The sequence below is a fragment of the Gilliamella sp. Occ3-1 genome (assembly GCF_001690655.1).
Taxonomy (GTDB): domain Bacteria; phylum Pseudomonadota; class Gammaproteobacteria; order Enterobacterales; family Orbaceae; genus Gilliamella; species Gilliamella apicola_P.
Genome location: NZ_LZHQ01000022.1, coordinates 36989 through 60433 on the forward strand (window position 1 = coordinate 36989; position 23445 = coordinate 60433).

Consider the following 23445-nt stretch of genomic DNA (forward strand, 5'->3'; position numbering starts at 1 on the left):
AATCAAATAACCGCTATTATAACGACTTAACAGCAATATGCGAAAACCGAACAAATCAATTAATCAAAATGACTACGGTGGAATGTTGTTTTTTACTCTACCTGAACCTGACGTTTTTTAGTTTTATACAACTAAATTTCCAGCATAACCGCATAACCATTGTTGCATAGTGTCACCTCCCTCAAAAATTCTAAAATTCGATATATTAAAAACACTTTGTTATAATCCTTCATCACTTTAAAAACAAAAACAAATGCGAAATGAAAGCCCTTGTACCCATTATCCCCTTAACCATAATGCCTTTTGATCTTTTTGCTATGGATTTTAGTGGTCATAATCTATCACTCTTTTGGGGTATTCCGTTTGTGGGAATTTTACTTTCTATTGCATTAATGCCGCTATTTCTGTCGCGGCTTTGGCACTATCATTATGGCAAAATTATTACTTTTTGGACAATGCTGTTTGTACTGTTTGCCTTATATTCTTTTGGTCTACAAACCACCATCAATCTTACTGCTCATGCAATTATAGCTGAATATATTCCTTTCATTTTGTTATTGCTTGCACTATTTACCGTTTCAGGAGGGATTTTAATTAAGAGCGATGTGCTTAGCACCCCCAAACTAAACGTTGGTTTGCTTGCAATAGGTACACTGTTAGCGTCACTCATGGGCACTACTGGCGCAGCTATGTTAATGATTCGACCTGTAATTAGAGCTAATCGCAATCGTAAATATGCCGTACATACCATTGTCTTTTTTATCTTTTTAGTAGCAAACATTGGCGGAGGCTTGACACCACTGGGCGATCCACCTTTATTTATTGGTTTTTTAAAAGGTGTTAATTTTGGATGGACAATTAAACATATGTTGTTGCCAGTTTTGTTTAGTTCAATTTTGTTATTAGCAATTTATTATAAGATTGATTGCTACTACTTTCGTACGCAATATGGTGATTCGCTTACGTTAACTTCGGCTAAAAAAGCTAGCGCTATTAAGGTTTATGGTGTAAGCAATATCTTTTTATTGGCAATCATTATTGCCTGCGTGTTAATGTCTGGTATTTGGCATTCATCGGTTAATTTTACGGTTTTAGGAACACATATTGCTTTACAAAATTTAATTCGTGATATTATTTTTATCATGATTACCCTATTTTCTATATTAATTACCCCTAAACAAGTACGTGCCGGTAACGAATTTAATTGGGAGCCTATCATTGAAGTTGCTAAGCTGTTTATCGGGATTTTTATTACTATCGTCCCTGTACTTGCTATTTTACGAGCAGGTAGCCATGGTGCATTAGCCCCAATTGTATCACTAGTAACAAATGAACATGGACAACCGATTAATAGCATGTATTTTTGGCTATCAGGTCTACTATCAGGATTCTTAGATAATGCCCCCACTTATTTGGTCTTCTTTAATCTAGCTTCGGGCGATGCCACTATTTTAATGAATATACTAGAAAAAACCTTACTCGCTATTTCAATGGGTTCGGTTTTTATGGGAGCTCTTAGCTACATAGGTAATGCACCTAACCTTATGGTCAAAAGCATTGCAATTCAAAATAAAATTAACATGCCAAGCTTTTTTAGTTATATGAAGTGGTCTGTGTGTATTTTAATACCAGTGTTTATTATTGATAATTTGGTGTTTTTTGTGTTCTTTTAATTTAGACTGTTAACAAGCATAAATTAAAGTGATTCTGATACTGTAAAAACTCTGTTATGTTGTTTTTTACTTTAAGATAAAATATAACTAAATAGCAGCATTCTTCATTTCATATAAACTGTAAATTAATATTTATAAATTTTTAAAACTCTAGTAGTTAATGTGCACATCATGTATTACTGTTTTTAGTCATTTTACACTTTGTGTACAAATCTTGGTATAATGAAATATTCCTAACATAATTTTGAGAGATATATATGTTAAATCAATTAAAAGCAATTATTCAGTACCTTCTTCCTAAACAGTTATTAACTGTTTTTTTGGGTTGGCTGGCAAAAAAACAATTGGGGAAAATTACTACATGGATGATTATGGTTTTTTGTAAATTATATAAAGTGGATTTGAGTGAAGCAAAAATTAACGATTTAAAAGAGTTTAAAACCTTTAATGACTTTTTTGCTCGTGAATTAAACGAAGATGCACGCCCAATTGATACTACTGATAGTACAGTTGTTATGCCTGCTGATGGTGTAATTAGTCAGTTCGGTACTATTCAAGATACACAACTGCTACAGGCTAAAGGGCATTTTTATTCTTTAGAATCATTGCTTGCATGTCATTCAGATATGATCAAATATTTTAAAAATGGTTTATATGCAACCATTTATTTATCACCTAAAGACTATCACCGTTTTCATATGCCTTGCGATGGTATTTTGCGTGAGATGATTTATGTACCTGGCTCACTGTTTTCAGTTAATAAGGCTACAACCGAAAGTATTCCTAATATTTTTGCTCGTAATGAACGTGTAATTTGTATGTTTGAAACCGAATTAGGTCCAATGGCACAAATTTTAGTTGGTGCAACCATTGTAGGTAGCATAGAAGTGCAATGGGAAGGCATTATTACCCCTCCGCGAGAAGGAATTATGAAACGATGGACTTATGCCAACGGTATAAAATTAACTAAAGGGCAAGATATAGGTTGCTTTAAATTAGGTTCAACTGTAATTACGCTATTTGCGTCAAATTCAATTGAGTTTGATAATCAACTCAAAGTAGGTGAAGTTACGCGTGTAGGCCAAAAATTAGCTGATAGGATATAACGTTATGTGGACTCGTGGTGTCATGTGCTTTGTTGCTGTGTTGTTTTCTTCACTGACCTTTGCCGAAGAAACCACGCCAATCATTAACAATGAGGATGATCTTTCGCTAGTTGTTCACCAGTTAAATGATAAAAATGATGAACTCAGACAAAATATGGAGTTACAAAAAGCACATCTAACTAGTATTGTTAATGAACAGAACAATATTACTACACAAATTTCACATGTACAAAATACACTGGCAACCCTTGATGAACAAGGGGAGTGGTTAAGTTTTTCGACCGCTTTGGGCGAAACCTTACGTCAACAATTATTGCGTTTGCCTGAGAAACCTAAATCACAAGCACTTGATGCCGAAATTGCCGAGGCAAAGGCTCAACAACTTAATTATAGTAATATTTTAACGTCTTTGGACGATTACCCAATGTTAACAAATTCACTTGACAGTGTCAAAGAAGCAACACAATATCGTCGTTTAATTCGGGAACAGAACGAATTACTTAAGACTCTTATTTCGGGAACTGACACTACCATTTTAGAGTTGACTAAATTAAAAATTGCCAATAAGCAATTAACTAATGCGATCGACGAAGTAAACGATGCCGCACACAGATATTTTTTCTGGGTAGCAGATGTGAATCCAATATCGTTAAATTATCCAATCGATTTAGCTAAAGATGTTGTTTATATGGTTTTTTCTGTTGATACAATTTCGCAACTTTATAATGCTAGCGTTGAAGTACTTAGTTCTCCAAAAACGTTATTTTTAATTATTTTATCGTTGCTGTTCGTGTTTGCACACTTTAAAATGCGTGCTAAATATAATACTTTTTTAAACAAATCAGCTAGCCGTGTGGGAAAAATAACACAAGATAGCTATTCTTTAACATTAAAAGTAATTATATTTTCATTAATAATGGCCTTACCTATACCAATTTTGTGGGCGGTATTTGGCTATGCTTTACAGATTAATTCAGATTATCCTGTCGCATTTGCCTTAGGTTATGGCGTGAATGCAGCAGCGCCTATTTTGTGGGTATTTATTATTTCAGCCCATTTTGCATCATCCAATGGGCTGTTTATTACCCATTTTGGTTGGTCAGAACGTAGTGTACGCTCGGCAATGAAATATTATCAACTTTCAATTTGGCTTGTAATTCCACTAGTAATGATAGTGATGAGTTTTGATCAATATAATAATCACCAATTTGCAGCCACAATTGGTCGAACGTCGTTTATTTTTCTTTGCTTTGCTTTGGTGTTTATGACTAACTCTATCCATCGTGCTGAAGTTCCTCTTTATATTGATAAAAAAGGAGCAGGCGATAATTTATTAAGCCATATTTTGTGGTTTATTTTATTAAGTGCACCATGGCTAGCTATCATTGCGGCTTGTTTAGGTTATCTTTCGACAGCTCAAGTACTATTAGGGCGTCTTGAAGCTTCTGTCATTATTTGGTTTGCTCTGTTAGTTATTTATTTTATGATTCGCCGTTGGATGTGGATCCAAAAACGCCGTATTGAATTTGAACGAACCAAGCAACGTCGCTTAGAGCGTATGCAACGAGCCAAATCACATGAAGATGATCTCAATTCACTTAACGAAAGTGTTGATGAACCTGTTATTGATTTAGATGTCATTAGTGCTCAATCATTACATTTAGTCAGATCGATTATTATGATGATTGCGCTAATTAGTATGATTTTGCTATGGTCTGAACTGCATTCGGCCTTTGCTTTTATGAATAATATTAAACTTTGGGGAACCAGTGCCATTGTTAATGGAACCGAAATCGAACAATACATCACCCTTGGCGCAGTATGTATTGCAATTTTAGTGATGACAATTACCATACAGTTGGTCAAAAATTTGCCCTCTTTGTTGGAGTTAGGCATTTTGCAACATTTAGATTTAGCACCGGGAACGGGGTATGCTATTTCCACAGTTTCAAAATATATTACTTTGATGATAGGCTGTATGATTGCGTTTTCGTTTATTGGTATTGACTGGTCTAAAATTCAATGGTTAATTGCCGCATTAGGTGTAGGGTTAGGTTTTGGTTTACAAGAGATCTTTGCTAATTTTATCTCTGGCTTAATCATTTTATTCGAAAAACCTGTGCGTATTGGCGATACGGTGACAATTCGCGATTTGACAGGTAATATCACCAAAATTAATACTCGCGCAATTACCATCGTCGATTGGGATCGTAAAGAAATTGTGATGCCCAATAAAGCTTTCATTACCGAACAATTGGTGAACTGGTCGTTATCAGATTCGATCACTCGGATTGTATTAACCATTCCTGCAACTATCGATGCTGATAGTGATTTGGTTATCAAACTTTTACAACAAGCCTCAGACGAATGTGAATATGTGCTTAACGATCCTGAACCACAAGTATTTTTAGTAGATATCCAAGAAGGCATTCAGTTGTTTGAATTACGTGTTTTTGCTGCTGAAATGGGACACCGAATGTTACTGCGAAGCGCTATACATAAATTGATACTTGAAGCTTATCGTAAACATCATTTAATGCTACCATTCCCACCATTGCAAACCAATTTAGAAGCATTGGGACGCAAGAGTGGGCGTCGCAGTTATACCATCGGTACACTTTAACCAAAAAGAGTTTCTAACCAAGGCACGGCAAATGCTCCTGGCGCAAGCAATACAAAAGCCCAAACTGGTGCTGAAGCAATGTTTGCTAGGTTAAATTTGGTGGTTGGCATATGCATTGTGCCAGCAATTAAAGGGACTATGGCTCGTAGTGGTCCAAAAAATCGACCTATAAATACCCCTAACGTTCCATAACGCTGAAAGAATTGCTCAGCACGATAAACTAATTTAGGGTGCTTATTAAGTGGCCATGAGGCAATAACTTGTTGATGATAGTGTTTACCCAACCAATAAGACAGTAAATCCCCAAAAACAGCACCTGCCGAAGCGGCAATTAATACGGGTACAAATGATATTGCTCCTCCACCGATTAAAGCCCCTGCCCCTAATAAAATAGCCGTTGCAGGCACTAAAAGCGAGATAATTGCCAATGATTCACCAAATGCCAATAAAAATATAATGGGTAATGCCCAAACTTGATGGTGCTCAATAAACTGCATGATAGTCTGTGTGATTTCTTGTAATGACATAGAGTTAGTTTATGAATTATCAATTGCTTATGATGAACTATTTTATCATAATATTGCTTATTAAGTGCTGAGCACGCTATCTATTGATAAAATATTACACTACGTTAACATTTTAGAATTATTAATGGTTGATCTTGTGCTGATAGCAGTCTTAATTATAACCAAATTAGCAAGAGGCAATTAATGGCGATCGGTGTTAAATCAATTCCAGTACGTAAATTTAAAAACAGTAAGTTACAACATTTTCAACCTGATATGTTAGCTATCGAAAAGCCAGTTGCTTTAATTTATAACGGAATTTCACATGTAGTGATGATGGCAACACCAAAAGATTTGGATTATTTTGCCATTGGTTTTTCGTTAACGGAAAATATTATTCATTCGGTTAATGATATTTATGGCATTGATATTATTGATACTCCCAAAGGCATAGAAGTACAGATCGAACTTTCGTCACGACGCTTTAGCGAGCTGAAAGAAAAACGACGTAATTTAACTGGGCGAACAGGATGCGGTATTTGTGGTACTGAGCAGATAGAGCAAGTCTGCCAAGATATTCCTACTTTACCATTAATAAGCCAGATTGATTTAGCAGATTTTAGTGACAGCTTAAGCTATTTATCGCATGTTCAACAAGTTGGTAAACAAACTGGTTGCACGCACGCAGCTGTATGGCTAGATTTGAAAGGACAATTTATGGTAGGGTTTGAAGATATCGGCCGGCATGTCGCATTAGATAAACTGCTTGGTTTTAGAGCAATGCAATTGCCTAATAATCCTAGCTATCAACATGGTGTGGTATTGGTTTCAAGCCGCGCCAGCTACGAAATGGTGCAAAAAACGGCCAAGTGTGGTGTAAAATTTTTGTTAGCGGTTTCGGCAGCAACCTCAATGGCCGTTGATTTGGCAAAACAGTGCCATTTAACTTTATTGGGTTTTTTTAGAGGCGATAAAGGCGTGATCTATTCTGGCGATGATCGTCTTATCTAAAAAAATCTTTTGTATTTTTCATTTATGGTGATTAAATTAATCTAAATTTAATATATTGAATAATAAAAATAAAAAAGAAATTTTTCTAATTCATTCTAAGATATATCAATTCGCATCTTCCTTTATGAAACGAAGATCATCATAATATATGCCGAAAACAAAAATTATTTTGTTTTTTAATTATTTTATGGGATTTTTACCCAATTAAGCTAAGCAATAGGTTATCGTTGTTTTATTATATTCACCTATTTTACTTTAGCTTAGCATTAATTTTTTTTGAAAGGATACTATCATGCATCAGACTTTAGACATTCAACAAACCGTTAATTTTATTCAGAAACATACAAACAAAAAACCAACAATTGGAATTATTCTTGGTTCAGGTTTAGGACCTTTTGCCGACACTCTTGAAGATGCTGTTCATATTCCCTATGACACAATTCCACATTTTGCCAAATCAGCAGCCGTTGGCCACGCAAATGAATTAGTCATTGGCCAATGCGGAGACAAAACAGTTGTGGCAATGAAAGGACGCTTTCACTATTACGAAGGTTTTTCGTTAGATCAAGTTACTTTCCCTGTTCGTGTGATGAAGATGCTTGGTGTTGAAAAATTAATTATCACTAATGCATGTGGTGCAGTCAATACGAGTTTTAAACCAGGCGATTTAATGTTGATCACCGATCACATTAATCTTACTGCCAACAGTCCTCTTATTGGACCAAATAACCCTGATTTAGGTGTGCGCTTTTTAGATGTAAGTGAGGTTTATAATAAGCAATTGCGTTCAACAGTAATTGATGTAGCCAAAGAACTTAATATTACCTTACAACAAGGTGTCTATGCTTGGTGGACAGGTCCAACTTATGAAACACCTGCCGAAATTAGAATGATTCGTGTTTTAGGTGCCGATGCAGTTGGTATGTCAACTGTACCCGAGGCAATTATCGCACACCATTCAGGCATTAAAACCATTGGAATTTCGTGTTTAACTAATATGGCTTGCGGAATTTTAGATCAACCATTAGGACACGAAGAAGTTATAGAGACAGCAGAACGCGTTAAATCAACTTTTTTACAACTAATAACAAAAACGATTGCACGTTTCTAACCAATACTTTTTATTGGTAATTTTCTATAAAAAGTTCACTTTATTTTAGGAATAAACAATGAACATAAAGAATAGATTGAAAATAATGATGTTTTTCCAATATCTAATTTGGGGAAGCTGGTTAGCCACTTTTGGTGCTTATCTATTTAATACTTTACACTTTTCTGGTGTTGAAGTATCTATGATTTTTAGTACCAAAGGTTTAGCGGCATTAATTACACCATTTATTATTGGTATTATTGCCGATAAATTTTTACAGGCTAAATATCTATATATGCTTTGTCATTCTGTTTGTGCTATTGCGCTTTTTTATGCTGCATCAGTTAATAATTCAGCTATTTTATTTTGGGTAATGTTAGGCAATGCGTTAGCTTTTATGCCAACTATTGCATTATCTAATTCTATTAGCTACCACTGTTTGGCTCAACATAACTTAGATTCGGTAACCGTTTTCCCTAAAATACGAGTATTTGGTACTGTTGGTTTTATCATTGCAATGTGGACAATTAGTTTATGCAAATTCGAGTTGAGTAATGCTCAGCTCTATGTTGCCTGCGCAGCATCCGTTGTACTTGTTGTTTATAGTACAACATTACCAAATATTACTGTATCTAAAAGTCAAAAACAGTCTTGGGTTTCTTATTTAGGATTGGATGCTTTTGTGTTATTCAAAAAGCCCATTATGGCTGTTTTTTTTCTTTTTGCTATGTTACTTGGTGCGATACTACAAATCACTAATACTTTTGGTGGCGCTTTTTTACATGATTTTGGTAAAGTCTCAGAATTTAAAGATAGCTTAATTGTACAATACCCTGCTATTTTATTATCAGTTTCACAAATGGCTGAAGTCGCATTTATTTTGACCATCCCATTTTTCCTCAAAAAATTTGGTATTAAAAAAGTCATAATGATAAGCTTGATTGCTTGGACTTTACGATTTGGTTTATTTGCATTTGGTGATCCAACACCTTTTGGTTTTGTGCTATTAATGCTTTCAATGATCGTTTACGGCTGTGCATTTGACTTTTTTAATATTTCAGGCTCTATTTTCATTGAAAAAGAAGTCAGTTCAAATATTCGAGCCAGTGCTCAAGGACTGTTTATGACCATGGTTAATGGTATTGGCGCTTATTTTGGCTCGATTTTAAGTGGTTATGTTGTTGACATGTGTACACATGATGGTCTTAAAGATTGGCAAACAATTTGGCTAATTTTTGCTACATATGCACTTGTGTTAGGTATTGTTTTTTATTATTCATTTAATTATGACCATACTAAAAGTAAGTGTGCTGCATAATCACTTATCCGTTTAGATTAATAGATATTTGAAATATTAATTATCATTGTAATTTGATTAATTTATTAAAAAGACACCGGGAGATGAATTGTATGATCCTTCATCTGATGTCTTTTATTGTGTTTTTTAGCCGACAATTATCGGCAATGTTGTTTTTTGTTACGAGATTTAGATATGAAAGATAAATTTTTAGGCGGTTTACTGGTTTTATTAGGTGCATGTAGCTTTGGTGTACTATCTTCTATCGTTAAGACGGCTTATCAAAACGGGTATAAATTAGGTGAAGTCACTGGTATCCAATGTTTTTTGGGAATGTTAATGTTATGGAGTATTCACTTTATTGTCAAAATAATACGCTCCCCAAAAGTATCTACATCAACAAACACACGATTAACAACTCCAACAGAAAAGTATACAAAATTGACAAAAAAATGGAAGATCTGTGCTGTTGGTCTATTTCCTGGATTAGTCGGTATTTGTTATTACCAATGCGTACAACTAGTGCCTGCATCAATTGCAATTATTTTATTAATGCAATATTTGTGGATTAGTGTCTTTATTGATTTTATTATATTTAAGAATAAACCTAGTATTATTCAACTTTCAGCGGTTATTATAATTATTTTAGGTAGCTGCCTAGCAGCAGGTATTTTTAATCAAGATATTAGTTTAAATTTGACTGGTTGTTTTTTTGGTTTTTTAGCAGCACTAATGTATTCACTCTTTATTAGTACTAGCAGCAATATTGGTAACGAATTACCTAAGCTTGAAAAAAGTGCGTTGATGATTACCGGTGCATGTATTGTTACTTTTTTGATATTTCCACCTTTATTTTTCTTCAGACTTGATATTAGCGACAAACTGTATCAATTAGGATTTTTATTAGCATTGCTAGGTACTGTATTGCCACCTTTTTTGTTTTCGGTAGGAATCCCAAGAATTGGGATTTCATTAAGTGCCATTTTGTCGGCAACAGAGCTGCCTGTAGCAGTCATTTGTTCATATTTTTATTTACACGAATCGGTCCATTTTAATCAATGGATTGGAGTGGGTATTATTCTTTTGGCAATTGTTTTACCTAACTTAAAGCATATTAAAAAAGCAAACTTGAAAAATAGTTAGTTTATCTGACTTTTTTGACTTAAAATGTAAGAAAATACTGAATTGTTTACATTTCATAGTTAAAATTGTCCTCTAAAACCTCATAAGGCATTTTATTTAAAATTGCTTTATGTGGCATTAATCTTACAAATCACTTAAAATTTTGTTTGTATATGTTGAATTGCTAACTATTTGCTGATTATGCTTCATCTTTATCAAAGTACGTATCACTCTTTTCATCTTTTCCATTTGTTTGTGAATAAGCAGTTTTTGTGCTTTTTGATTGATATGGTAGTTATCACACGTTTTAACGAATAGATAGAACGATATATAAATTAATTACTAAATGGTATAGATTCCTGAATATTTTTACAGAAATAGAATCTAAAAAGTGTACACCACATCTTAATTAAAGTATGTCAATTACTTTAGTCCCAGAAATTACTGTAAACGAAGCGAGTAATTTCTATATATTAGGTTTATTATTTATAATATCCAAAGGCATTGAAAAACCAACTATCGTCACCATAACTATAATCGTCTAATAATTTGGCCGATCTTGCTATTTATTATCAAAAAATAAATGATTTTATACTCTGCCTTATTCTGAATAGCTTTAATAGTCAAATATATTAAAAATTATTATAGTATATTGGGGGCGTTCTATGGTTTACTTTTCTGCGAAAATATAATAAAAATCTTCAACAAAAAAATTAAATCTACAATATTTTTGAACTTTCCTAAATTAAATCTGTCTTAATATAAAGAGACTATTTTTAATAGTATTAGTCCGTTATTGAAAATAGGTAGTCATCGCTTATTTAGTTTTCTAGTAATAAGTAAAGGGTTTTGCTGTTTTAATAAAATGCCGTAATTAACCTTTTAACAGGCTTTATAAGTAAATTAGACTGTTTCGTTTCTCTAATAGTAGTCATTTCTAGCAGTGTTTATTTTTCTATGCTTTTTTGAGTTGAGATTTAATTCATTTATTTGAATATCTAATAAAATATTATTAATTATTTGAATTTTTTGTTTATTTTCATATTTAAGTATTTTGTCAACCTGAAACATTTTTACATAAAAATTAACAACCTCTTTCTTTATTAAGGTCTTGTTATCTTTTTATTTTAATAAAAAGGAAGTTACAAAATGAAGATATATAAAAAACCTTTATTTACCTTAGTACATAGTAATAATTCCATACCTGAACACAGAACTCTGGCTTATTTGGATCCCACATTAAATTATTACACTGATCATATTGACGAAATTATTGCTTTGCGTGTTAAAGAACTTAAATTGCATCATCCTGAATATAGAGAATGTCATGATAGTGATAAGAGCAATAATAAAAGAGGTTTTTCTTTTGTTTTTCATGAAATATTTGAGTCAGAACATCATCAAAAACAAATTGGAATGCTAAAAGAGGAAATAGCTATCACAAATGAATCCAATAAAATTAAAGGATTGCTAAAGAAAAGAATAAAGGAAATCGCTAATCTTTACCCTGAATTCCAACTTAATTTTAATGATATGCGAATTTTACCGACTAAAATAAAACAATATCTATTTGCTCCACCTTTAATCTTGACTGAAGATAATGCAATTATGCTTTGGGATGATTAAAATTTTATCTTAACAATAATTAATAAAAACAGTAATTTACAGGGACATTTCCCTGTAAATTATTTTTAATTTAAATCCTTTTTATATATGATTTTTTAATTAATGAAAGTTTATTTACGGATTAACTATTGAAAGCACTTTCACCATGGCTATTAATATCCAGACCTTCTCTTTCATGTTCTTCTGATACTCTTAAACCAACAGTGATATCTGCAATTTTATAAGCAATATAAGCAACCACTGTAGTCCATGCTACGCAGGTAATAACACTCATCAATTGAATTCCTACTTGAGTTGCCATTGTAATACCTTCGGCATAACCAATACCTCCTAACGATTCTGATATAAATATACCAGTTAATATACAACCCACAATTCCACATACGCCGTGTACACCAAATACATCACATGTATCATCAACGTTTAGAATTCTTTTGAGTGTTGATACTCCCCAGACACCAGCAAAACCACAAATAAGTCCTATTAACATAGCACCACCTACACCAACAAGACCTGCCGCTGGTGTTACACCAACTAATCCCGCTATCACTCCCGATGCCGAGCCAAGGCAGGATGGTTTACCTCGTAAAAACCATTCTGCGAATGTCCATGCCAAAACCGCGGCTGCTGTTGCTACAACAGTGTTAATAAAGGCTAAACCTGCGATTTCATCTGCATGCGTTGATGATCCTGCATTAAAGCCAAACCAACCAATATAAAGAATAGCAGCTCCAAGGTAGACATAAGGTAAGTTAAATGGTTTTAGTGGTTCACGATTATAACCAATACGTTGTTTGATCAGATAAGCGCCCACTATTCCTGCAATCGCAGCATTAATATGCACTACAGTACCGCCAGCAAAATCAAGTGCGCCTTCATCACCTAAAATTCCGCCACCCCATACCATGTGCGCTATGGGAATATATGAAAATGTAAACCATAACACCATAAATATTAATACTGCTGGAAAACGAATTCGTTCAGCAAAAGCACCAAGAATTAAGCAACAAGTAATGCAAGCAAATGATCCTTGGAATGCTATCCAAATTAGCTCGTAAATCGATCCTGACACATCTGTAATACCTATCCCTGTTAATAGAAAATGATTAAAGTTACCATAAAACCAGTTCCCTTCACCAAAAGCAAGTGAATAACCATAAACAATCCATAGCACCGCTATTAACGAAAAAGTTACCAGCACTTGTGTTAACATCGATAACACATTTTTAGAGCGTAATAATCCACCATAAAACAAAGCAATCCCTGGCACCGACATAAAAAGTACTAGGGCGGTACAGATCATCATAAAGCCGTTATCCGCTTTATCAACTATGGCAGCTCCTTCGGCAAAAGCTGAACTTGAGAATAAAATAACTAAAAAGAGAATAATTTTTTTCAACATAATAATTTCCTTAACAATCAATTACAATGCCGAGTCATCGGTTTCACCAGTACGTATACGCACTACATGTTCAAGTGAAGTGACAAAAATCTTTCCATCACCAATTTTGCCCGTATACGCTGCTTTAGTAACTGTACTAATAACTTGGTCAAGTTCATCATCTCTAATAGCTAAATCAATTTTAACTTTTGGTAGAAAATTGACATTATATTCTGCACCACGGTAAAGTTCGGCATGACCTTTTTGTCGTCCAAAACCTTTAACTTCGATAACAGTTAATCCTGTAACACCTATATTGGATAAGGCTTCTCGAACTTCTTCTAATTTGAAAGGTTTTATAACTACAGTAACTAATTTCATCCATCGCTCCTAAAAATTGTGAGTTACAGATTAAATTATGCAAAGAATGTGCCAAAAAAGTTAACTTAAATGAAATTAAGCTATTGCAGCTGAATTTATAAAAAATATAGTTGTTATAAAATCACGGTTCAGCGGTTCTGTTCGAAGGATTAAAACAAAATATAACAAATAGTTAATTAGATTTATTATTATTTAGCAGCGCACTAATATAGTGCCAATGCATATTAGTGGTGCTTAGCTGTTATAAAAATTAATAGGATCTAGGATGTCACCATTAACTTGCGATATTCGTCATAAGCAAAGTGATCTGTCATGCCACTAATGTAATCCTGCAATAAGCGACATCGATAGTAGAATTCCATACACGCAAAATTTTCCGCTTTATTTATATTGAGTTTGTTAACTGCTTGTTTATAAGCGACACAATGTTTTGAGGATAATTTATGATATAAGCGAGTTTCAATAGGATAATTTTTGTGATGTTTATCCTCAACCAATTTCAAAAAGTCGTTGGTAGGCATATCAAGCAGTGGGCTATAAATATCGAGTAATCCACTAATAATTCGGTACCCTTGAAGTTCAATATTTTCAACCGATTCATGATTAAATATATGTTTAAGTCCAACTGTTTTGAAAATATTGAGTAATTTATATTCTGCACCATGATCTTCAAGTAAGGCATGATTAAATGAGCCGTGATAAATTTCTTCAATATTTTCAATAAAGCGTTCAGCAGCATGTGGTACCAATTTGCCAATAGTGTTGACACGTAGGTACATAAAAAATTGGTCGATTCCTATCGCATCAAATCCATTTTGATTTAGATTTTCATAAGGGCGATTGACAACGGTATCAAACAGATCAAGATCACCTTTTTTAATCGGTCCCCATGCCTCAGCTAAGTAAGTATAAAGCTGTTTTACTGTTAGAATTTTCTTTTCAACCGCATCTTCTAGATCGGCAATGCAATATGAGATATCGTCGGCTGCCTCCATGATATAGGTAAATGGATAACGATGAAATGGTTTGATATCAAGCTGTTTAGATAACTCCTCAATAAATGGTTCTTCTGATAAATAATAACCTGCTTTTTTCATTAAATAAGAAAATTCTGGCAGTACCGGCTTAGACCAATAAGCTGGTTTAGAATATTTCATAATTGAAGCAATCTGAGAGTAAGTTAAATTAAGGCGTAATATTGTATGCACTAAACGAATTGCTTGTGCATTACCTTCAAAACTTGATAAATCTTGACGGATTTTAGTTTTAAGTACTCTTATTTCTTTTTTATCACTATCATTTATTTCTAGAAGTCGATAATCTGTTGTTTTTCCAAGACCTAAACGTAGAGTAAACCATTTATTAATGGCAGCCTCACCAAAATGACCAAATGGAGGATTACCAATATCATGCATTAAACAAGCCATTTCAACTAGGCTTTCAATCGCCATTATACAATTATCAAGCCCGTATTTTTTTAATTTTCCAGCATTGCCTAGGCGATTAACGATTTCTTTGACTATGTATCGCCCAACTTGTTGCACTTCCATAGAGTGAGTAAGTCTTGTTCTAACTACTGAGTTTCGTTCTAATGGAAAAACTTGCGTTTTTTGTTGTAGGCGACGAATAGCGGCTGAGTTTATGATGCGTCCACGATCGCTTTCAAAACAACGTACTATTGAGTACTCATCAGACAGAGCTTCACGCTGTTTGCTAGCATAACGCTGATAATTGATTTTTTGGTTAAAGTTGATCATGGTTTCATCCCTAATTTAATCACTCAAATTGTTTTAAGTTTTCAAATTGCTAATGTTTGTTTTGCCCATTCAATACTTTTTTGATAATCATTAGGTAATAACGGTATTAAATTCTCTAATGCTTTTAACAATTTGTTTGTTTGGTTATGGGTTAAATTTAAATGCCCTACTTTACGTCCAACTCTAACTTCTTTTTCATACCAATGAAGATGTACCAAATCAATTGATAACCAATTTAAATTTAATTCTGTGCCAATTAAGTTAACCATAACTGATGGCGTAAATACATCTGGCTTAGGAAATGGAAGCCCCAATATAGCACGAAGATGTAATTCAAATTGGCTAATTGAAGCTCCATTTTGCGTCCAATGACCACTATTATGTACTCGTGGAGCAAGTTCGTTGATCAGTAGTTCATTACCAACAATAAAGCATTCCATTGCCATTACACCAATATAATTCAATTTATGCATAATAGCAGATAGCATTTGTTCTGCTTTTATTTGTAATGAATCTGATTCGTTAGGTTGTACAACACTTATTTTTAAGATGCCGTCTTGGTGGAAGTTATTGGTAAGGGGATAAAATACTGTTTCACCTTTTGCATTACGAGCGCCTATTAATGACATCTCTTTTTCGAACGGGATAGCCTGTTCAACGATAGCTTGTTGATAGATATCATCAGGTACAGTTATTGGACCATTAATAGCAATTCGCCATTGCCCTCGTCCATCATAACCGCCAGTTCTACGTTTAACAATTAATAGCTCACCAAGTTCAGTGAATAACTTTGACCAATCTTGGTATTGATTAAGTGCAAACCATTTAGCTGTAGGTAAACCTAGCTCATCAAGTAGTTTTTTTTGGGTTAAACGATCTGCAATAATCGGAAAAACATCTCGATTAATAAAATGCGGATGCTCGGCTAAAATATGTGTAAATGGCGTATCTGACCATCGCTCAATTTCAGTTGTTATTACTGACTGTTGATATGGAATGGCGGTAGGATCTACATCTAATCCAACTGGATAAACTTTAATACCTATTGGGTCGCCAGCTTGCTTAAGCATTCGCCCTAATTGCCCGTTACCTAGTACACAAACAGATTGAAGTTTCATATTATGCATTCACTCTTGGATCTGGGTTATTTAATACCTCATCAGTTTGTGTTAATCGCCATGTTGATAAGCGTTGATATATGACTTTATCATGTAGAGCTAGAATCTGTGCAGCAAGTAATGCCGCATTCGCTGCACCAGATTTACCTATTGCTAAAGTGCCAACTGGAATACCTTTAGGCATTTGAACAATAGAATAGAGACTATCTATTCCACTTAATGCAGCACTTTGCACTGGAACACCTAATACAGGAATCAGCGTTTTAGCAGCTAACATACCTGGCAAATGAGCCGCACCGCCAGCACCAGCTATGATCACATCAAAGCCTTTTTGTTTGGCATCTTCAGCAAAACAAAATAATTTATCAGGGGTACGGTGAGCAGAAACGATTTCAACATGATAAGGAATTGTTAATGCATCAAGGATATCGGCTGCGTGTTGCATAGTAGTCCAATCACTTTTGGAACCCATTACTATGGCAATTCTAGGTTGAATATGCATGGCAAATGTATGAATAATTAAAATAAGATGTATGTGAAGTATACACTAAAATTTAATTAATGGGGATAGTAAGGATTTTATCTGTTAGCAATTAAAATACATGTTCCCTGCAAAATGAAGATGATAAACAAAGTGATACCGCCGAATAGTATCGGCGGTGAAGAAAAAGTTAGCCTTTTACTGCTGCCACGATTTTAATTTCTATCAAATATTCTTTTTTCATTAACCCTGCTTGCACTGTACAACGTACTGGTGCACTACCTTTAGCTACCCATTCGTCCCATGCTTTATTCATAGCGGCAAAGTCACTTTTATTAACTAAAAATAATGTTACATCTAATATACGTGATTTATCACTGTTAGCTCGGGCTAATATTTTGTCAATTTCAGCTAATGCACTTTTAGTCTGTACATAAGCGTCATTTTCAAGATCAGCTGAAACACTTGTGTAATAAATAACGTTATTATGGATCACTGCTTCAGACTAGCGGTTATCTGGATCAATTCGTGTTATTGTCATCATATTTTCCTTGTTAGATGAGTTATTAAGAAACTTTAATAAAATCAGCACGCAATTTTTTTATTTCATCACGCAGTACACCAGCTTTTTCAAATTCAAGATTCTTAGCCGCTTCGTACATCATTGCTTCAAGCTCTTTCACTTTTGCTTGTACTTCTTTAACTGAAACATACTGATAAGGTTTGCCTGGTTCAAATGCTTGTACTTTGGCTGTTGATTTTTTGGTACTTAAACCTGCCTCTAATACGTCTTTAATTTCTTTGCGTACTGATTTTGGTGTAATGCCGTGTGCTGTATTAAAATCTTCCTGTTTTTTACGACGACGGGCAGTTTCATCAATCGTTTTTTGCATGGCAGGGGTTATTCTATCAGCATATAATATGGCTTTACCATTTACATTACGAGCTGCACGCCCTACGGTTTGAATTAGTGAACTTTCTGAACGTAAAAAACCTTCGCGATCAGCATCCAATATTGCTATTAGTGAGACTTCAGGTATATCTAAACCTTCTCGCAATAAGTTAATGCCCACAAGTACATCAACTTTACCTAAACGTAGGTCACGAATAATTTCCATACGTTCAACCGTATTGATGTCTGAATGCAAATATTTTACAGTTACATTATGTTCTGACAGATAATCAGTTAAGTTTTCTGCCATACGTTTAGTTAATGTGGTCACTAAAACACGCTCTTCGTTATTGATACGAATTTTGATTTCTGATAATAGATCATCAACCTGCGTTGCAACTGGTCGAACTTCGATAATAGGATCTAATAAACCTGTAGGTCTAACTACTTGTTCAATAATTTCATTACCTGATTTTTCAATCTCGTATTTAGCTGGTGTTGCTGACACATAAATAGTTTGTGGCATGATGTTTTCAAATTCAGCAAATTTTAACGGTCGATTGTCTAGTGCTGATGGCAACCGAAAGCCATATTCAACCAGATTAAGTTTACGTGAACGGTCACCATTATACATTGCTCCTAATTGTGGAATAGCCACGTGAGATTCGTCAATAAACAGTAATCCATCAGGTGGCAAATAATCAAATAAGGTTGCTGGCGGATCGCCCGGATTACGCTGAGCTAAAAAGCGTGAATAGTTTTCAATCCCAGAGCAATACCCCAATTCGGTCATCATTTCAATATCAAATAATGTCCGCTGAGTTAAACGTTGCTCCTCTAATAGACGATTATTGTCTAACAGAACTTTTTGACGTTCTTTAAGCTCTTGCTTTATTTGCGCAATAGCGTTTTCCATAATGTTTCTTGGTGTGACATAGTGCGTTTTTGGATAAATTGTTATCCGCGATACTTCATTTATGCTATTACCTGTAAGCGGATCAAACATAACAATTCGATCGACTTCATCATCAAATAACTCTACGCGCACAGCAAGATCGTCTGAATCAGCTGGAAAAATATCTATAACATCTCCTCGAACACGAAATGTACCACGACTAAAACCTATTTCATTACGAGTGTATTGCAATTCAGCTAATCGAGTTAAGATTGAACGCTGATCGGTTATGGTGCCTTTTGTTAGGTGTAATATCATCGACATATAGGTTTCTGGTGCTCCTAAACCATAAATAGCCGACACCGAAGCAACAATTACAACATCACGTCGTTCTAGTAGTGATTTAGTGGCAGAAAGACGCATTTGTTCTATATGTTCATTGATTGATGCATCTTTTTCAATAAATGTATCGGTTGACGGTACATAAGATTCAGGTTGATAGTAATCATAATAAGATACGAAGTATTCAACCGCATTTTCAGGGAAAAAGGCTTTCATTTCACCATATAGCTGAGCGGCTAATGTTTTATTTGGTGCTAAAATAATTGTAGGGCGATTATGTTTAGCAATAACATTTGCCATGGTAAATGTTTTACCTGATCCTGTTACGCCTAATAATGTTTGATGCGCAATCCCATCATCAAGATTTTGATTAATCCTTTTTATCGCTTCTGGCTGATCACCAGCTGGCTTAAATTCGGAACATAATTTAAATTTTTTCATTACATCGCAACCTAATATTTTACCTATTAATAAAAATTATCCCCAAAAGGACTTGACCTTTTAAAATTTACTATTTTTTATTCAATTAACATTTTCATTTATAAAAAAGACAACTAATTTATAACTTGATTTACGATAACGTGTTGATATAAAACAAAAAAATATTTCATGATTAAGTTACAATCAAATTAAGAAAAATCCTGATAGTTACTGAGGTTAGCGCTTTTTTCAATAAAATACTCACAGAGTTATCCACAGGCAACGGGGATAACTTTATAAGTATAATCTTTATAAACTTTTTTCAATTATAAAGATAAAATTTCAAAAACAAATTCCTCTTATTTTAATGTTTATTCCTATCTTTAACACTATGTTTGATAGTTTTAACTAATCATTCGATTTATCTGTTCGATTTGATATTGATAGCTATGATCCAAGCATTGGATGAAATTCAATCGGTGAGTGATGCATTTTGGCGCATCTTCTGCGTGATGAGACACAAATAGCAACTGCGTGTACCCTTCACTAATTAAACGATCTATCCAACGTTTTACTAATTCTCGATTAAGATGATCAAGCCCTTGCAATGGTTCATCTAAAATAAGCAGTGTCGGATGTTTAACCAACGCTCTGGCAATCAATACTAATTTTTGTTGTCCCCAAGAAAGCGATTGAAAGGGTTTATCCGCCTGCGTTTGTAACCCTAATAACTGTAGCCATTCATCAGCCAATTTAGCTTGTTTATCACTGGTAGCTTGGTAGACACCAATCGAATCAAAATAGCCAGACAATAACACAGTTTTAACGCTAGAACTAACTCGATAAGCCAAATGTAAGCTGCTACTAACATAACCAATATGGCGTTTAATATCCCAAATCGTTTCACCCGAACCTCGTTTACGACCAAATAAAGTGAGATCATTGCTATACCCTTGTGGATGATCGCCAGTTATTAAACTTAATAACGTTGATTTACCTGCGCCATTAGGTCCAACTATTTGCCAATTTTGTTTGGCTTTTACTCGCCAAGTTAATCCATTAATGATTGCTTTATCATCATAATATACATAACCATTATTTAATATGACACGATCTAATTGATCAGCTAATTGAGTTGATGGTTCGTCGGTTTCTGGTAATGGCATATTGGAAATATTTTCCAAATCAGCTAATTGCTTAACAGTTGTATCGTTTAATATTGTATCTTTTGTATCAATTTTCAATAGTTGGCAGTCGGCTAGTATGCCAATATTTTCAATAAAAGTAGGAATTTCATTAAATCGATTTAAAACAAGGACAATTGTGATACCTTGCTTAGCAAGATCTGCTAGCATTTCGGCTAAGTTTCCACGTGATGTCACATCTAAGCCATCAAAAGGTTCATCTAATATCAGAAAATCAGGTTGCTGCATCAAAACTCGACAGATTAAGGCTTTGCGTGTTTCACCAGTTGAAAGGTATTTAAAGCGTTTCGTTAATAGGTGTTCAATTCCAAATTGTGTTGCTAATTTTTGGCAAAGTGCTTGATTAAAATTATTTTCTTGTATAATTTGCTGAGTGGTTAATCCTGTATCGTTTTCACTTTCGCTTAGCATATCTGTATTATTGCGTTTCCATTCATCATCAATTAGTTTTTGTAGCTGTTCAAATGATATGTGTGCTATGGAGTTAAATTGATTAATTACTTTGCCTGATAATAATGTTTGCTCACCGGCCAATGCTTTAACTAGTATAGATTTACCGCTGCCATTACACCCCACAAAAGCAACATTACTGCCTTGATTTATTGTAAGTGATTTAATAGTAAAAACTAGGTAGTCGCTAATTTTAAAATGTGCGTTTTCTATTTGTAGCATGATAACCTCATATTGCTAAACTAATGTCGCAACAATAATATTTTGTGGATTAATAAATAGTTTTGATTGTTTGCCTGTAGTTAAGGCCGATTTTTTTACTTCACTGGCTAATTTGTTAGCATAAAGCACTATGCCAGAAGATAGTGTAAAGGAAATTTCACTCCAATTGCCATCAGTAGTGATTTTTTCAACGGTAACCGACAAGCAGTTTTCGTTCTCGATTTCATTTTTTAATTCAATTAATGGAGCTTTAATCAACAACAATACTGTTTTGTCCGTACTCAACTTTAGCCGTTCAATACTTGACTGAGTAATATAAACTTTTAACTCAGTTTGATTATCATTAAGTAACACTGTAATAAAACCAGCAACATCATTTGTTTGAATCTGCTTAACCGTACCATATAATTGATTTCGTGCACTGGTTTGTAATGATAGTCTAGCTGTAGCTTTTAAAATATCATCTAAAGGTACTTTGTCATCATTTAGTATGTTAAAAGCATTTTGTTGTAGTTGAGTTAATAAATCATAGAGTTGGATAAATCTAACTGCATAAGCACTCAGTTTAGTGCCTCCTCCATTTTTACCACCAATTGCAGTAATTAAAAAAGGTTTAGGTGCTAATTTATTTATATCATTAATGGCATCCCAAGCGGTTTTATAACTAATACCAATTTGCTTGGCAGCCTGACTTAATGACCCCGTCTGTTCAATTGCTTTTAATAACGCAATACGCCTTGGATCAGTAAATAACTGCTGTTTTATATTTAACGTTAATAAAATTTCAGGAGAAAACATAATTTAACACCATGAAGAACCGACTAATCAATTTGGAAGAGATAATAGTGGTTATTGTAGACCCTTTTTGGCATTCCTTCAAAACTTGGTAAAAATTTTGTTGATTGTCATATCGTATCAGCTTAAATGAATTTTAATTGTACTTTATATATAAATTCTGCTAGCATCGATATGTTATATTTTATATAACGGCTATTTAATAATTTGCCAAATAACGTAATAAATCATAATAATAAATTGGATAAATAATATTAACAGTTAAAATTAACTCAATTTTATTGTGAGGAACAGAATGAAAAAAATTATTGGAATTATCTTAATGATGGCAATAACTTTTTCAGTTTCAGCTGCTGAAAAAATGACTATATTTGCCGCTGCCTCATTGACTAATGCTATGCAAGATATCGCTGCATCTTATAAAGCAGAACATAAAGATGCAAATATTGTATTCTCATTTGCTTCATCATCAGTATTAGCTAAACAGATTGAACAAGGTGCACCTGCGGATATATTTATGTCAGCAGATCAAAAGTGGATGACTTATCTTATTGAGCATAATTTAACTAAAAATAAACACGATTTATTAAAAAATACATTGGTGCTTATTGCTCCCCAAAATTCACATTTAGAGAATGTTTCAATTAATAAAAATACCAATTGGGAAATTATTTTACCTAAAGGTGAAAGAATAGCTATTGGTGATCCTGATCATGTACCAGCAGGGATGTATGCAAAAGAATCATTAACTAATTTAGGGGTATTTAATAAATTATCGCCACAATTTGCTCCTGCAAGTAATGTAAGAGACGCTTTGGTACTAGTTGAGCGTAATGAAGCTGCGCTTGGTATTGTATATAGTACCGATGCTAAAATAAGCAATAAGGTAAAAATAATTGGATCCTTTCCTGATGATACATTTAAGTCTATCGAATATCCCATCACTTTGTTTAATCCAAAAGCAACTGATTTTTATAAATATTTAAATTCACCACAAGCTAAAGCTATTTTTGAAAAATATGGATTTATAACAAAGTAATTTAATAAGTAAA

At 33.8% G+C, this 23445-nt stretch carries 19 protein-coding genes; 9 read left to right on the forward strand and 10 right to left on the reverse strand.

Translation table 11 applies throughout. The annotated features are described in order from the left end of the window. The first annotated feature begins 260 nt into the window (after window positions 1-260). From A9G43_RS06150 to mscM, 3 genes are all read left to right on the forward strand, one after another. On the forward strand, window positions 261-1673 hold the full coding sequence (locus A9G43_RS06150; RefSeq protein WP_065607516.1) for a sodium:proton antiporter: 1413 nt from the start codon (window positions 261-263) through the stop codon (window positions 1671-1673). Window positions 1674-1930: 257 nt separating this feature from the next. Next, on the forward strand, window positions 1931-2779 hold the full coding sequence (asd, locus tag A9G43_RS06155) for an archaetidylserine decarboxylase (protein WP_065607518.1): 849 nt from the start codon (window positions 1931-1933) through the stop codon (window positions 2777-2779). A 4-nt stretch (window positions 2780-2783) separates the two neighbouring features. Next, window positions 2784-5402, forward strand: a complete 2619-nt coding sequence (gene mscM, locus A9G43_RS06160; RefSeq protein WP_065607520.1) for a miniconductance mechanosensitive channel MscM — start codon at window positions 2784-2786, stop codon at window positions 5400-5402. On the opposite strand, the gene A9G43_RS06165 is transcribed toward mscM, so the two are convergent. Then, on the reverse strand, window positions 5399-5929 hold the full coding sequence (locus tag A9G43_RS06165) for a DedA family protein (RefSeq protein WP_065607522.1): 531 nt from the start codon (window positions 5927-5929) through the stop codon (window positions 5399-5401). The genes mscM and A9G43_RS06165 overlap by 4 nt on opposite strands. 183 nt (window positions 5930-6112) lie before the next feature. On the opposite strand from A9G43_RS06165, the gene fdhD reads away from it, so the two are divergent. From fdhD to A9G43_RS06190, 5 genes are all read left to right on the forward strand, one after another. Further along, entirely contained in the window at window positions 6113-6919 is an 807-nt protein-coding gene (gene fdhD / locus A9G43_RS06170) for a formate dehydrogenase accessory sulfurtransferase FdhD (RefSeq protein WP_141674040.1), read from the forward strand. A 292-nt stretch (window positions 6920-7211) separates the two neighbouring features. Next, window positions 7212-8030 (forward strand): purine-nucleoside phosphorylase, encoded by an 819-nt coding sequence (locus A9G43_RS06175; RefSeq protein ID WP_065607526.1) that lies wholly within the window; start codon window positions 7212-7214, stop codon window positions 8028-8030. Between the two features lie 58 nt (window positions 8031-8088). Beyond that, window positions 8089-9327 (forward strand): nucleoside permease, encoded by a 1239-nt coding sequence (locus A9G43_RS06180; RefSeq protein WP_065607528.1) that lies wholly within the window; start codon window positions 8089-8091, stop codon window positions 9325-9327. Window positions 9328-9501: 174 nt separating this feature from the next. Beyond that, a complete protein-coding gene (locus A9G43_RS06185; RefSeq protein ID WP_065607531.1) occupies window positions 9502-10449 on the forward strand; it encodes an EamA family transporter in 948 nt (315 codons plus the stop codon). A gap of 1128 nt (window positions 10450-11577) precedes the next feature. Further along, on the forward strand, window positions 11578-12054 hold the full coding sequence (locus A9G43_RS06190) for a hypothetical protein (RefSeq protein WP_065607533.1): 477 nt from the start codon (window positions 11578-11580) through the stop codon (window positions 12052-12054). Window positions 12055-12175: 121 nt separating this feature from the next. Here the strand turns inward: A9G43_RS06190 and amtB are convergent, their stop codons facing one another. From amtB to A9G43_RS06235, 9 genes are all read right to left on the reverse strand, one after another. After that, window positions 12176-13456, reverse strand: a complete 1281-nt coding sequence (gene amtB / locus A9G43_RS06195) for an ammonium transporter AmtB (protein ID WP_065607535.1) — start codon at window positions 13454-13456, stop codon at window positions 12176-12178. A gap of 21 nt (window positions 13457-13477) precedes the next feature. Then, complete coding sequence (glnK, locus tag A9G43_RS06200) at window positions 13478-13816, reverse strand: P-II family nitrogen regulator (protein ID WP_065607537.1); 339 nt, start codon at window positions 13814-13816, stop codon at window positions 13478-13480. A gap of 260 nt (window positions 13817-14076) precedes the next feature. After that, window positions 14077-15573 carry a dGTPase gene (gene dgt, locus A9G43_RS06205; protein WP_065607539.1) on the reverse strand — a complete coding sequence of 499 codons (1497 nt, stop codon included), beginning with the start codon at window positions 15571-15573 and terminating at the stop codon, window positions 14077-14079. Between the two features lie 41 nt (window positions 15574-15614). Next, the gene (gene purK / locus A9G43_RS06210) at window positions 15615-16691 is read right to left on the reverse strand and encodes a 5-(carboxyamino)imidazole ribonucleotide synthase (protein ID WP_065607602.1); all 1077 of its coding nucleotides are present in this window, start codon (window positions 16689-16691) and stop codon (window positions 15615-15617) included. Between the two features lies 1 nt (window position 16692). Further along, complete coding sequence (gene purE / locus A9G43_RS06215; RefSeq protein WP_065607541.1) at window positions 16693-17193, reverse strand: 5-(carboxyamino)imidazole ribonucleotide mutase; 501 nt, start codon at window positions 17191-17193, stop codon at window positions 16693-16695. Window positions 17194-17362: 169 nt separating this feature from the next. Further along, a complete protein-coding gene (locus tag A9G43_RS06220; RefSeq protein ID WP_255308748.1) occupies window positions 17363-17668 on the reverse strand; it encodes a RidA family protein in 306 nt (101 codons plus the stop codon). Window positions 17669-17738: 70 nt separating this feature from the next. Then, window positions 17739-19742, reverse strand: coding sequence for an excinuclease ABC subunit UvrB (uvrB, locus tag A9G43_RS06225; RefSeq protein WP_065607543.1), 2004 nt, complete (start codon window positions 19740-19742; stop codon window positions 17739-17741). A gap of 383 nt (window positions 19743-20125) precedes the next feature. Next, window positions 20126-21598 (reverse strand): molybdate ABC transporter ATP-binding protein ModF, encoded by a 1473-nt coding sequence (gene modF, locus A9G43_RS06230; RefSeq protein WP_065607545.1) that lies wholly within the window; start codon window positions 21596-21598, stop codon window positions 20126-20128. Window positions 21599-21613: 15 nt separating this feature from the next. Continuing rightward, complete coding sequence (locus tag A9G43_RS06235) at window positions 21614-22396, reverse strand: TOBE domain-containing protein (RefSeq protein ID WP_065607547.1); 783 nt, start codon at window positions 22394-22396, stop codon at window positions 21614-21616. Between the two features lie 280 nt (window positions 22397-22676). Here A9G43_RS06235 and modA point away from each other — a divergent pair, with 280 nt between their 5' ends. Then, a complete protein-coding gene (modA, locus tag A9G43_RS06240; RefSeq protein WP_442903315.1) occupies window positions 22677-23432 on the forward strand; it encodes a molybdate ABC transporter substrate-binding protein in 756 nt (251 codons plus the stop codon). Window positions 23433-23445: the final 13 nt, after the last annotated feature.

Excerpts from the sequence above, each read along its gene's own strand:
- A9G43_RS06180 (WP_065607528.1), top strand. The coding sequence starts at position 8,089 with ATGAACATAAAGAATAGATTGAAAATAATGATGTTTTTCCAATATCTA.
- A9G43_RS06175 (WP_065607526.1), top strand. The coding sequence starts at position 7,212 with ATGCATCAGACTTTAGACATTCAACAAACCGTTAATTTTATTCAGAAA.
- A9G43_RS06235 (WP_065607547.1), bottom strand. The coding sequence starts at position 22,396 with ATGTTTTCTCCTGAAATTTTATTAACGTTAAATATAAAACAGCAGTTA.
- mscM (WP_065607520.1), top strand. The coding sequence starts at position 2,784 with ATGTGGACTCGTGGTGTCATGTGCTTTGTTGCTGTGTTGTTTTCTTCA.
- fdhD (WP_141674040.1), top strand. The coding sequence starts at position 6,113 with ATGGCGATCGGTGTTAAATCAATTCCAGTACGTAAATTTAAAAACAGT.
- modF (WP_065607545.1), bottom strand. The coding sequence starts at position 21,598 with ATGCTACAAATAGAAAACGCACATTTTAAAATTAGCGACTACCTAGTT.
- purE (WP_065607541.1), bottom strand. The coding sequence starts at position 17,193 with ATGCATATTCAACCTAGAATTGCCATAGTAATGGGTTCCAAAAGTGAT.
- glnK (WP_065607537.1), bottom strand. The coding sequence starts at position 13,816 with ATGAAATTAGTTACTGTAGTTATAAAACCTTTCAAATTAGAAGAAGTT.
- asd (WP_065607518.1), top strand. The coding sequence starts at position 1,931 with ATGTTAAATCAATTAAAAGCAATTATTCAGTACCTTCTTCCTAAACAG.
- A9G43_RS06165 (WP_065607522.1), bottom strand. The coding sequence starts at position 5,929 with ATGTCATTACAAGAAATCACACAGACTATCATGCAGTTTATTGAGCAC.
- dgt (WP_065607539.1), bottom strand. The coding sequence starts at position 15,573 with ATGATCAACTTTAACCAAAAAATCAATTATCAGCGTTATGCTAGCAAA.
- amtB (WP_065607535.1), bottom strand. The coding sequence starts at position 13,456 with ATGTTGAAAAAAATTATTCTCTTTTTAGTTATTTTATTCTCAAGTTCA.
- A9G43_RS06185 (WP_065607531.1), top strand. The coding sequence starts at position 9,502 with ATGAAAGATAAATTTTTAGGCGGTTTACTGGTTTTATTAGGTGCATGT.
- A9G43_RS06190 (WP_065607533.1), top strand. The coding sequence starts at position 11,578 with ATGAAGATATATAAAAAACCTTTATTTACCTTAGTACATAGTAATAAT.
- uvrB (WP_065607543.1), bottom strand. The coding sequence starts at position 19,742 with ATGAAAAAATTTAAATTATGTTCCGAATTTAAGCCAGCTGGTGATCAG.
- A9G43_RS06150 (WP_065607516.1), top strand. The coding sequence starts at position 261 with ATGAAAGCCCTTGTACCCATTATCCCCTTAACCATAATGCCTTTTGAT.
- purK (WP_065607602.1), bottom strand. The coding sequence starts at position 16,691 with ATGAAACTTCAATCTGTTTGTGTACTAGGTAACGGGCAATTAGGGCGA.